The following is an 11,113-nucleotide window of genomic DNA, read 5'->3' as shown; positions in this document are numbered from 1 at the left end:
GCCACGTCGCAAAATTTGACCATGGTCAAAAAAGGCGAACAGACCCGCACCCACATCTTCCAGACAGCCTTGGCCCTCTTCCGCGAGAAGGGTTTCGACGCCACCACCATGCAGGACGTCGCCACCCGCGCCCAGGTCGTCAAGAGTGCCGCCTACTACTACTTCCCCAGCAAGGAAGCCATCATCCAGGCCTACTACGACACCATCCAGTCCGAGCAGGAGCGCCTCTGCGCCGAGTCCTTCGCTCATACCCGCGACCTCAAGCCGCGCCTCGCCCTCGCCCTCCACTCCAAGTTCGACCTCGCCCAGGATGACCGGAATCTCCTTGGTGTCGTCTTCCGCTACACCGGCGAGCCCGATCATCCCCTCTCCTGCCTTGGCCCCTCCACCGCCGAGATCCGACGCCGCGCCACCCAGGTCTTCCGCGACGCCATCGTCCTCGAAAGGCTCCCGAAAGACCTTCAGCAGCTCCTTCCGTTAGCCCTCTGGGCCCTGCAGATGGGTCTGCTCGTCATGTTCCTCTACGATCACTCCCCCAACCAGCAACGCACCCGCCGCCTCGCCGACGGATCCCTCGACCTCACGCTCAAGCTTCTAGGCCTGGCCAAACTCGCCATCCTCAAACCCATCCGCACCCGCGTTCTCGGCCTTCTGCAAGAGGCCGACCTCATCCCCGCATCCTGAAACGGAGCTAATCATGACCGAGCCAGAAGATCTCGAAGACCAACCAAGCCGCTTCGGCCCCGCCCAGTGGTTCCTCGTGGCCGTCATCATCGCCTTCTCCGCGGGCTCCCTCCTCTACAAAATCCTCATGCACCAGCACCTTGGTCACAGCGCCGCGATGTTCCTTGGCGTCCCCGCCGTCCTGGCCATCATCCTCGCCCTCACGCCGAAGGCGGCATCCGCCACGGGAGCCATCCTCAAGGCCATCACCCTGGCCTTGCTCATCATCGCGCCCCTCCTCGGCGAGGGATACCTCTGCATCCTCTTCGCCGCGCCCCTTTTCTATGTCGTCGGGATCATCATCGGCCTCGTTGTGGACTACTTCAACGCCAGACGCACCAACACGTTGACCTGCCTCACCCTCATCCTGCTACCGATGTGCGTCGAAGGTGTTACTCCCAGCCTCTCCTTCAACCGCGCCCAGACCGTCGAAGCCGAGGCGGTCGTTCCCTCCCCCGCCGCGGCCGTCGAGCAAGCCCTCGGCCAAAGCCCCGACGTCTCCACCCGGCTTCCACATTTCCTCCGCATCGGCTTCCCCCAACCCCTCGCCTCCCGGGGCGATGGTCTCGCCCTCGGCGACACCCGTGCGATCCACTTCGCCGGAGCCGAAGGCGACCCACCCGGCGACCTCGTCCTCCGCGTCACCCAGTCCCGCCCCGGCTACGCCCGCTTCGACACCGTCAGCGACAGCACCAAGCTCACCCAATGGGTCCGCTGGACCTCCTCCGAGGTCGAGTGGCGCCCCCTCGACCCCACCCACACGACTGTCACCTGGCGCATTCACTTCGACCGCCAACTGGACCCCGCCTGGTACTTCACCCCCTGGCAGCGCATCGCCGCCCGGCAAGCCGCCGCCTACCTCATCCAGGCCAACGCTACCCCACGCAAGCAATAAGTGCCGGGCGTTTCACCCACCAATGCGTAACAAGAAGTGTTCCATTCAACTTTAAGCGCACTGTTGCCGATATGAATTCTGCGACCTCTCGAGCACCGGCCTTGAAGGCTTCACTGGTCAATCAGAAGAAATCGGGGGGGGGTGTGGCACCTGGGTCGAACAAGCGATATGAGCGTGGCATGGCGCAAACTGATGATTCCTGGACTAGCCGTCCTTTGGCTCGTCGGATTCTCGCTTGGCGCGCGCTATCTCTTCCGCTACGAGAGCACTCCAGGAACGAAAGCCGATGCGCCGGCGAGCTGGCCGCAAGGCGTACCCGATGCGGGTAATACCGGGCTGCCAACACTTGTGGTAGCTCTGCACCCGCGCTGCTCCTGTTCGGGAGCTTCGCTTCGTGAACTTGAGCGGGCGACGAAAGCCTTCGCAACACCCTTCAATACGATCATGCTGATCTATCAACCACAGAAGGAAACGGGAGAATGGCGGGACGATGCCCTCTATCGCGAGGCACAGACCGCACTGCATGCGCTCATCGTGCCGGATACGGAGGGCGCGCTGGCTGCAAAGTTTGGCGCGGAGACCTCGGGAGAGGTGATGCTTTATTCGCCACAGGATCGCCAGAAGCGGCGGGGCCTTCTCTACGCTGGTGGAGTGACCGGGGCACGGGGCATGGATGGGGAGAACGCGGGAGTCGACGCACTCGCGCGGGCCTTCGCGAATCAGCGCAAGGAAACCGCTCGCCCTGTGTTTGGCTGCAGCTTCCTCTCGCTCCTTAACCGCCAGGCAACAGGTGTAGCGGAAGCCCGGCTCGCCAACCCGGAGGCGGTACCGGGAGGAACGCAATGAATGGATTTCTCCTGAAGGAGTTAGCGTTGTATCGCTCCGAGCGCGCGGCCCGTAATGCTTCGGCTGAAGTCCGTGCGATCTTTGAGCGCGAACATGAACGCATTTGTATGCGGAGTGACAAGCTGATCGCATGCCTGATGCTTCTGCAATGGCCCGGTGCAGTTCTGGCGTCCTTCCTGATCTCCCCAACTACTTGGGTTGGCGGACAGAGCAGGATTCATCCGCATGTCATCGCCGCGATCGCCCTGGGGGGACTGATTACGATCCTGCCGGTCACGCTGGCTATCTTCGCGCCGGGGAAGATATACACGCGGCATATCATCGCCGCATGCCAGATGCTCATGTCGGGGTTATTGATCCATGTCACTGGCGGCAGAATCGAGACGCACTTCCACGTCTTCGGCTCGCTGGCATTTCTCTGCTTCTATCTCGACTGGCCAGTGCTCATCACCGCAACCTTGACGACGCTGGTCAATCATCTCGCGATGGGCTACTACGAACCGATCGCCATCTTTGGGACGGCCGCCGGAAGCCACGGCCGCATGCTCGAACACGTGTTGTGGGTGGTGTTCTGCGACACCTTCATGATCACGTCGTGCGTGCAGACCCTGCGCGGGCTGTGGGTGACTTCGCACCGCGAGGCGGAGCAGGATGTGCTGTTGTACCAGGCCTACCATGACGCGTTGACAGGGCTTGGCAACCGGTTGCTCATCCAGAAGAAGCTCAGTGTTCTTCTGGACGATCCATCCAGAAAAGGAAGCCGGTTTGCGCTTCTTTCGATCGATCTCGACCGCTTCAAGGAAGTGAACGATACGCTTGGACACCAGGCTGGAGACGCCCTGCTTATCCAGGTAAGCACACGACTGCAAGGCCTGCTCCGCAAAGACGACGTTCTGGCACGGATGGGCGGGGATGAATTTGCTCTGCTGATCGATGATTGCCAAAGCCAGACGGTAGCCGAAAGTGTCGCCGCCCGGATGATAGGCTGCATCACTACTCCCTTCGATCTGGGACAGCACGAAGCGCGCATAGGCGCGAGCATCGGGATCTGCCTCCATCCGCAGGAGGGCCTGGAGGCCAAGGACCTGTTCCACCATGCCGATCTCGCACTCTATAAAGTGAAGAACTCCGGACGTAACTCCTTTCTTGTCTTTGACGAAAAGATGCGCGCTGAGACGACGCTCCAGATGAGCCTGGAACATAACCTGCGAACGGCGGTCCACGAGCAATTGATGGAGGTGTACTACCAGCCGATCGTCGATGCGATGGGCCTGGTGCTTGGCTTTGAAGCGCTGCTGCGCTGGCACGATTCCGTGCATGGTCAGGTTTCGCCAGCCCAATTCATTCCTATCGCAGAACGAAACGGCTTGATCGTCCCGCTCGGCAACTGGGTGCTGGCGCAGGCTTGCGCGCAGGCGGCGGAATGGAGGCGGCAGGGGAACAAGTTATCGAAGATGTCGGTCAATGTTTCTTCCGCCCAGTTATCCCATGACAAGTTTGTCGGCGTAGTGCTGGCGACCCTGAAGGAGACTGGATTGCCGCCGGAACTTCTCGATCTGGAGTTGACCGAAGGCGTGATGATTGAAAATCACGGGCAAACCCAGCAGACCCTGGAGCTTCTACGCAAGTTTGGGGTGCGCCTGTCAATTGACGATTTCGGAACGGGTTACTCCTCCCTCAGCTACTTGCGCGAGTTGCCAGTGCATACTCTCAAGATCGATCGCGCCTTTGTCACCGATATCGAGCATTCGATCGAGGCACGGACGCTCGTCGAAGGCATGATTGACATGGCACGTTCCTTGAACCTGCGCATCGTGGCCGAAGGCGTGGAGAACCGTCAGCAGATGGATATCCTGATCGCGGCGGGATGCGACCAGATTCAGGGCTTCCACATCTCAAAAGCGGTCCCGGCAGAAGCGGCGGGGCGGCTGATGGCAGTCAAGGAACCCACTCCCGAACGTCAGTCCCTGGCGGTTTGGAACATCGCTTCGGCGGATATGCCAGCCTGACGCGGAGTTCGGTCAGACTTCGCCTCCTTCCTCTCGGGTCGCCTTGCCGTCCATGCCGGTCCAGGCAATCGAAAGTTCTCGAGAGAACCAACAACTTATCGTGAGGATGGAATATGCGGAGTCGGCTCCCGCGTTTGTATTCCTTCGCCTACGGGGCCGGAATGGCTAAGCTTTGCATTCAGCCACTCGGTCATTTGTCGCTCCCAATCGGGAACATTCGGAAGCCTGTACCAGTTATAGGTTCCGTGAGCACCACCGGGAATCACAATGACAGTGCTGGATACTCCCGCATCCCGTAGCTTCTGGTCTAAGACTCTTACGGTGCTCAATCCGAAATACTCATCCTTGTCGCCCATGATCTGTAGAAACGGCGGAGAGGATCTCGTGGCAAGGTGAGCAGGAGAAGCCTCGCGCACGGCCGCCGTCTCGCCCTTCTGCCGGATCAGCGAATCCAGCAGAAGATGTTCATTCTTACTTAGTTCGATGTTCTCAAAGCCGGTCAATCCATATAACGAGACCACGGCCTGCACCCTGGCGCTCTCACGTTCCACGGGGTCGGAAGCTGTTGGATCTCCCTGTGCCTGCTCGAGTCCAGCCATCGCCCCGAGGTATCCGCCGGCCGAACCGCCAACCAGGGCAAGACTCCCGGGATCGACCTCCCACCGGTGAGCGTTTGCACGAACAAACCGAACGGCCCTCTCCACATCTCGAATGGGATCCGGATAGGAAAAGCGGGGAGCCAGGCGGTAGTTGATGGAAAAGACCGCGTAACCAGCCGGTACCAAAAAGTCGGCGCAGTAAGTTTCGCTTCTGCTTCGACTATCGCCATTCACGAACCCGCCGCTATGAATGAGGATCACCGCGGGATGCGGCCCGGCACCCCGAGGGGCATAGTAGTCCATGGTCAGTTGTTGTTGAGATGCGACGCCATAGACGATTCCGCTCTCGGTCGGCAGGCGTTCCGCGAAAAGGACACCACCGCCCATCGCCCACACGACGAGTAAGAGGAGTGGCCGCAAGCTGACAATGAAATGCATGAGATATCAGGCTACTCCGCGGCGACGCAAGCAATCGTGAAATCGCACCACCAGGAACCTTATCCCCTCGGCTACATGCGCTCGGTCTGCTTGTCTGGACGGATGACCTGAGGCCTTACGAGAACGCCAACCTCGCAGCCATCCTGAATAAGCGCCTTAGGAAAGAGCCCAGCCAGAACGGTCCTGGCGCTGGATGAACTGCGCCGCCTGCGGGCAATTTTTCGCAACCATCTTCGGCCCATCCCATTCGATCTTCTGTCGGGCACGCAGCGAGACACAGCCCAGGAGCATGATCTCCACGAGACGCGCCGCGACATCAAAGCGCGAGTAGCACATCTCCGGCTTGTGTTCTTTGATCGCCGTAAGCCATTCCTGCGCATGAGCAACCACTAGATTTCCCGCATTCCGGTTACGGGGAAGCCGCTCCGGATACTTCGCCATAGCCGGGTGCTTCAGATATTGCACGAACTTCTCTTCTCCCTTCAGCTTCACGAAGAAGTTTGTCCCGTAATCGTCCGGCGAGAAGACAGAGCCCCCATCGCCGATCAGGATGCAGCCGCTATCGGGAAGCTTGCCCTGCAGCGCGACGATGTCGGCAGTCACGTCGACTGGCGGCTTGTTCGTAAGGTCATGGCCTCCACGCAGCTCCGGGTTGGGCTGGCCGCCGTCGTACCACCACAGGGTCACCGCGTCGTGCTCGACCTTTCTGGAGTGATGGAACAGATGCGGATGCTCGAGCGGGACCTGACCCGTGCGCTTCGGGAAGGCGAAGCGAATCTTCGAGCCCACCGGATAAGACTCTTTGTTCATCTTGCTTAGGGGCGTTGCCTCGATCTCCGCCGGATAACCGAGATCGAGCGCACGAAACGGCATATTTACCGTGTGGCATGCCATGTCGCCCAAGGCACCTGTACCGAAATCCTGCCAGCCACGCCAGTTGAATGGCTCGTAGATTCCGTTCTTATCCTTGGGGTCCCGGCTCCCGATGTACGGCCTCATCGGGGCAGGGCCGATCCAGGTATCCCATTCGAGCGTGGCTGGAATCGGATCTTCGCCTGCGGGACGATCCATCGCCTGCAGCCAGACCGGGCGGTTCGTCCACACATGTACTTCATGCACCTGCCCGATCAGCCCATCCTGGATCGTCTCCACCGCGCGGCGCAGGCCTTCTGAAGCGCTACCCTGGTTGCCCATCTGCGTTACAAGCTTTCTGTCGTGGGCCATGTTCCGCAGGTAGCGCGCCTCATAGATCGTCTGCGTCAACGGCTTCTGGCAGAAGACTGCCTTGTTCCGCTTCATCGCCAACGAGGCCACGATGGCATGCATATGGTCCGGCGTCGAAACCGTCACGGCATCGATCCGGTCGCCCATCTGCTCGAACATCTGCCGGAAGTCCTTGTAAAACTTTGCGTCCGGATACTTCTTGGTCTGGGTCTCATATGCCACGGAACCCGTATCCACGTCGCACAGCGCGACGATGTTTTCTCCAGCGCAGGCGTCGGTATCGCTCCGTCCCTTCCCGCCGACCCCGACGCAGGCAATGTTCAACTTGCTGTTGAGATTTTGCCCGCGTACAACTGCTGGCGCTCCGAACGCAAGAGCTCCCGCAGCCAAAGACCCGGTCTTGATGAACTCGCGGCGACCGACACGCGACGCGGCAACGGCCTGAGGAGCTTCCGTAGAGGACAGTTTCTTGGTTGATTTCGACACGCGAAACAGAATACACCGCCCAGGTTGATGCCAGCGCCCTCCAATACTCTTCGAGCCCATGTGATCCGTTACCTTTGTTGATGTTGTTCGCGATCTGCTTTGCTACCATCAAGGGCGTTCCTGCTGCGGAGAGTTCCGTGCGACTTCTGCATGATTCGCCACTACCTGTGAATGGCGCACCGATACTGTCAGTAGTCTCCTTGGTGAGGAGCGATGGATCAGAGAATCTACCGCGCACGGTCTCTTACACTGCTTTCAAGCGGGCAAACACTCAACTACGACTCGTGAGCCAGCAGTAAGCGGTTGATCCGCAGGTGTGGCGGCGTGAAGTAGGGCCGGGGCATCGCCTGAGGGCATATCCTCGAAGTCAGATGTCTTGACTCTGACCCAATATCCGGAACGACGTTCACCGAAGCCTGAGACCTCGCGGGCTCTAAGCTCACTCGCCGAACCCGACTCCACCGAAGGCAGGGAACCAGGATGACCCAAGCCGACTGGGAACGAGCCGCAGCCCTCTACCTCCCCATCTCGCTCAGCCTCATCGCTGGCCTCCTATCCAGACGCCATCCTCGGCAGTTCCCTGCCAGCCTTCTGAGCCTCCTCTGGACTCTGCCTTCCCTGCTGGCCCTCCAGGTCCTCAATCAGCACGCTCTCTGGTGGACCTTCGCCCCCGGCTCCGAAGCCACCCTCCGCACCATGCCGCTCGAGTTCTATCTGGGCTGGGCGATCCTCTGGGGCATCCTCCCATCGCTCGCACTCCCAAATCTCAACATCCCCGCCACAGCCGCAATTCTTGTCGTAGCCGATTGCCTCCTGATGCCCCTCTGCCGCGCCGGCATCCATCTCAACCACAACTGGCTCACCGGCGAAGCCCTCGCCGTCGCCACGGTCCTCCTGCCGAGCCTCTCCATCGCCCGGTGGACCCGCCGCAAGACCCATCTCGCCCTCCGCGCCACCTTCCAACTAGCCGTCGCCGCGCTCCTCTTCCTTTTCCTTATGCCGGAGCTGGTCTTCGCCCTGCGCCCTGGCCCCGGCTGGTCGCCGCTGCTGAACCTCCCAAGCCTGCCCCGTCAGCTCGCCCTGCAGATCATTTGCCTTCTGGCCCTCCCTGCAGTCGCCGCCGTCATGGAGTTTGCGGCACGGGGCAACGGGACCCCTATCCCCTACGATCCCCCAACCAGCCTCGTTAGCTCCGGAATCTACCGTTTCAGCGCAAATCCGATTCAGATCTCCTGCGTCCTCGTTCTCTTCGCATGGGCTGCCCTTCTGCGGAATCCCTGGCTCCTGATTCCGCCAGTCGTCGCGATTGCCTACTCCGCCGGTCTCGCTACCTGGGACGAGTCCAAAGACCTCGACGAACGCTTTGGCGCCGCCTGGCGCGCTTACCGCGCCGAGGTCCACAACTGGGTCCCCCGCTGGCGTCCCTTCCACGCCGGTTCTCCGGCGCGCCTCTATATCGCCCGGACCTGCGGCCCTTGCAGCCAGATCCGGAACTGGCTCGAAGCCCGGCACCCCGTCGGTCTCGAGATCCTCGACGCGGAGAGCCTTCCCGATCACTCCATCCACCGCATGCGCTACGAAACGGGAGGCCCTCAGGGCGACAGCGCAACGGTAGATGGAGTCCGCGCCATGGCTCAGGCTCTCGAGCATCTGAACCTCCCCTGGGCCCTCTGTGGCCTTACGCTTCGCCTCCCAGGCGTGTGGCAGGCCATTCAACTGCTGACCGACGCCTCCGGCCTGGGGCCACGCTCTCTCTGCTCGTATGAGGAGTTCCCGGGGAATGGCGTGCAGTCTTCGATGGCGGGCTCATCACCGGCAAAGGCAGCAGCGGAAACTGCCCGTTAGGTGGCGCTACCGTTTCAGCGTATTGAGCAAACCTCCTGTTGTTGACAACTCTTCCCGCCAGGAACCCTCTTTTTGCCGCATCGACAGAAAACATGCGTCTGGAATGCGATACACCCAGGAAAGACGCACTCTTCACCACGCTAAGACGGTGTCCACGAACCGCATTTACCGTACAACGCCCCGTAAGCTATCCAGCGAAAGCGACAAAGAATGTGCGGTTTTACGATAGGCGGCCTATAGAAATCTAAGGAGTTAAAGGCAAGACTAGAGGCAAAAACTATAGGCTTCCTTTAAGCAACCCGTTCCCGCCTACCGTTTCAGCGAGAGTTACGCACCATTTCAGCGTGGAAGCCGCACCGTTTCAGCGTGTAACCTCTTCCATTTCAGCGTGAAACGCCGGTAATCCCGCCAAACACCCCTCTTCCGTTTCAGCGTGGATATCTTCGGCCCGGAATTACCGCCGAAATGCCGCCTTAGCAACGCGTCAGGCCGGTAAATGTCCTGTATCGAAGCATAGTCTGGCCACTTGCTACCGTTTCAGCGCCTCACACAATCTCCGCGAACTTCACCCGCTACCGTTTTAGCGAACGTTCGGCGAGAGGAATCAAGTTGGTAACTATAAGCAACTGCATGACTTACCGGATTGCCGCTACCGTTTCAGCGACCAGGGATCCGTCTGCTGTCTACCGTTTCAGCGGGAGATACGCTGAAACAGTAGTTTCACGCCATCTCATGACTGCTACCGTTTCAGCGTCTTTCGTCTATATCAAAAGCTACCGTTTCAGCGTCGACGTGACGCCTAAGTCCTGCTACTGCTTCAGCATGCGTCTGCGGCGCGTGACCGGAACTTCGATCGTTGGGGGCGCGAAAGCCTCTGTCCCAGCGCGCTCCGGAATCGCCAAAGGCGCCGGATGAATATGCATCCCGGTCTCCGACAGATCCACCTTCATCTGCGGATAGACCAGGCGGATCTTCTTCACCGTCGCTACGACCTTCTGCTTAAAATTTCGCAACTCTTTATACTCAGCCCCCATCTGGCGATGAAGACCTTCCCACGGGATGGTCTTCGTATCCCCATCCTTCCGTGCGCTATAGGTCTTGTGACAGATCAGGGAGTAAAGATCGAGCGACAGCGGGGACTTCCTCAACGCCCGCAAAGCTCTTAGATCCAACGGAATAGGACTCGACGTGATCGCGCTGAAGAATTTCTCGCTCAGCTCGATGTAGCTTTCGAATAACGAGTTCTGCGCGTCCCGATCGAAGTTCCACCACAGCACGGCCTCTGGCCCGATCTGCATATCGAGCCAGGCGTCCCCGGTCTTTCCGTCCTTCTTGAATGTCTGTTTGAAGCTGATCGTCGCCCGAAGCATGCGCTCGATCTGATCCTTGAGCCTGCGCGAGTCGCTCCGAACGCCTCCGTTCGAGGGATTGAGCCCAAGCTTTCTCATGAAGTCTGGATAGGTTTGCCCGAGATATAACCGGCGCTTCTTGGTCCGGGCGGCTTCCGTCACCATCCAGTAAAGGAAAAGCCGCGGAATGGTCCCATACGGATACTTATGGGCGGCTTTCTCTTCGTCATAGAGTGGCCGGATCGAGAGCGTGAGGTTCCCGTTGGTACGACTCCAGATCGGAACATTTCCGGGATCGCTGTGCGGAAACGTGCATTGAATCAACTGCCTTGCGAGGAATGCACGCTCGTAGGAATCCGGCGATTGCTGCATATCCGTCGCCGCCTGCAGCAACCGCATGGCAACCGGCGAAAGGCCCTCCACTCCATCCAGGCTGGGTGTCTCCTCTCCGCCGTAGGTTCCACTCTGATCCGTCGACATCGAAAAATCGTCTTCGAGAGCGGTGATGGGGGAGTCGGTCACAGCGGTTACTGCGAAGTCCTTCCCGGCACTTCTTCTTCTGGGAGTACGGGGCTGTGCGATTGTGGTATTCGGCATGCGGATTTTGACCAGTTTCCTTTCGGTCACCCAGATGTTCCGGCTCGTCTGAAGTTTACATCCAGCAACAATGGAAATATCGCAGCGATATCGCTTGTCGCA

General features: G+C 59.7%; 8 protein-coding genes. 5 read left to right on the top strand and 3 right to left on the bottom strand.

All coding sequences use genetic code 11. The features are described from left to right. Positions 1 to 21 precede the first annotated feature (21 nt). The 4 genes from GRAN_RS18525 (at position 22) to GRAN_RS18510 (ending at position 4,473) form a co-directional block, all read left to right on the top strand. Entirely contained in the window at positions 22 to 684 is a 663-nt protein-coding gene (locus tag GRAN_RS18525; RefSeq protein ID WP_128914538.1) for a TetR/AcrR family transcriptional regulator, read from the top strand. Between the two features lie 13 nt (positions 685 to 697). Next, entirely contained in the window at positions 698 to 1,618 is a 921-nt protein-coding gene (locus GRAN_RS18520) for a hypothetical protein (RefSeq protein WP_128914537.1), read from the top strand. 168 nt (positions 1,619 to 1,786) lie between these two features. Further along, positions 1,787 to 2,464 carry a hypothetical protein gene (locus GRAN_RS18515; protein ID WP_128914536.1) on the top strand — a complete coding sequence of 226 codons (678 nt, stop codon included), beginning with the start codon at positions 1,787 to 1,789 and terminating at the stop codon, positions 2,462 to 2,464. Continuing rightward, the gene (locus GRAN_RS18510; RefSeq protein ID WP_128914535.1) at positions 2,461 to 4,473 is read left to right on the top strand and encodes a putative bifunctional diguanylate cyclase/phosphodiesterase; all 2,013 of its coding nucleotides are present in this window, start codon (positions 2,461 to 2,463) and stop codon (positions 4,471 to 4,473) included. Before GRAN_RS18515 ends, GRAN_RS18510 begins: the two co-directional genes overlap by 4 nt. 95 nt (positions 4,474 to 4,568) lie before the next feature. On the opposite strand, the gene GRAN_RS18505 is transcribed toward GRAN_RS18510, so the two are convergent. Together GRAN_RS18505 and GRAN_RS18500 are read right to left on the bottom strand one after the other, a co-directional pair. Beyond that, positions 4,569 to 5,510 (bottom strand): alpha/beta hydrolase, encoded by a 942-nt coding sequence (locus GRAN_RS18505; protein WP_128914534.1) that lies wholly within the window; start codon positions 5,508 to 5,510, stop codon positions 4,569 to 4,571. 156 nt (positions 5,511 to 5,666) lie between these two features. Next, the gene (locus GRAN_RS18500; RefSeq protein WP_241654979.1) at positions 5,667 to 7,220 is read right to left on the bottom strand and encodes a Gfo/Idh/MocA family protein; all 1,554 of its coding nucleotides are present in this window, start codon (positions 7,218 to 7,220) and stop codon (positions 5,667 to 5,669) included. Between the two features lie 480 nt (positions 7,221 to 7,700). Here GRAN_RS18500 and GRAN_RS18495 point away from each other — a divergent pair, with 480 nt between their 5' ends. After that, positions 7,701 to 9,065 carry a methyltransferase family protein gene (locus GRAN_RS18495; protein WP_128914532.1) on the top strand — a complete coding sequence of 455 codons (1,365 nt, stop codon included), beginning with the start codon at positions 7,701 to 7,703 and terminating at the stop codon, positions 9,063 to 9,065. Between the two features lie 809 nt (positions 9,066 to 9,874). Here GRAN_RS18495 and GRAN_RS18490 read toward each other — a convergent pair. Next, a complete protein-coding gene (locus GRAN_RS18490; RefSeq protein ID WP_241654977.1) occupies positions 9,875 to 11,011 on the bottom strand; it encodes a replication protein RepA in 1,137 nt (378 codons plus the stop codon). Between the last annotated feature and the right edge of the window lie 102 nt (positions 11,012 to 11,113).

This window comes from Granulicella sibirica (genome assembly GCF_004115155.1).
GTDB lineage: Bacteria > Acidobacteriota > Terriglobia > Terriglobales > Acidobacteriaceae > Edaphobacter > Edaphobacter sibiricus.
This window is presented reverse-complemented; position numbering and strand designations above follow the sequence as displayed.

Bases quoted from the DNA above. Each gene is read 5' to 3' on its own strand.
- GRAN_RS18525 (WP_128914538.1), top strand. From the start codon at position 22: ATGGTCAAAAAAGGCGAACAGACCCGCACCCACATCTTCCAGACAGCC.
- GRAN_RS18520 (WP_128914537.1), top strand. From the start codon at position 698: ATGACCGAGCCAGAAGATCTCGAAGACCAACCAAGCCGCTTCGGCCCC.
- GRAN_RS18515 (WP_128914536.1), top strand. From the start codon at position 1,787: ATGAGCGTGGCATGGCGCAAACTGATGATTCCTGGACTAGCCGTCCTT.
- GRAN_RS18510 (WP_128914535.1), top strand. From the start codon at position 2,461: ATGAATGGATTTCTCCTGAAGGAGTTAGCGTTGTATCGCTCCGAGCGC.
- GRAN_RS18505 (WP_128914534.1), bottom strand. From the start codon at position 5,510: ATGCATTTCATTGTCAGCTTGCGGCCACTCCTCTTACTCGTCGTGTGG.
- GRAN_RS18495 (WP_128914532.1), top strand. From the start codon at position 7,701: ATGACCCAAGCCGACTGGGAACGAGCCGCAGCCCTCTACCTCCCCATC.
- GRAN_RS18490 (WP_241654977.1), bottom strand. From the start codon at position 11,011: ATGCCGAATACCACAATCGCACAGCCCCGTACTCCCAGAAGAAGAAGT.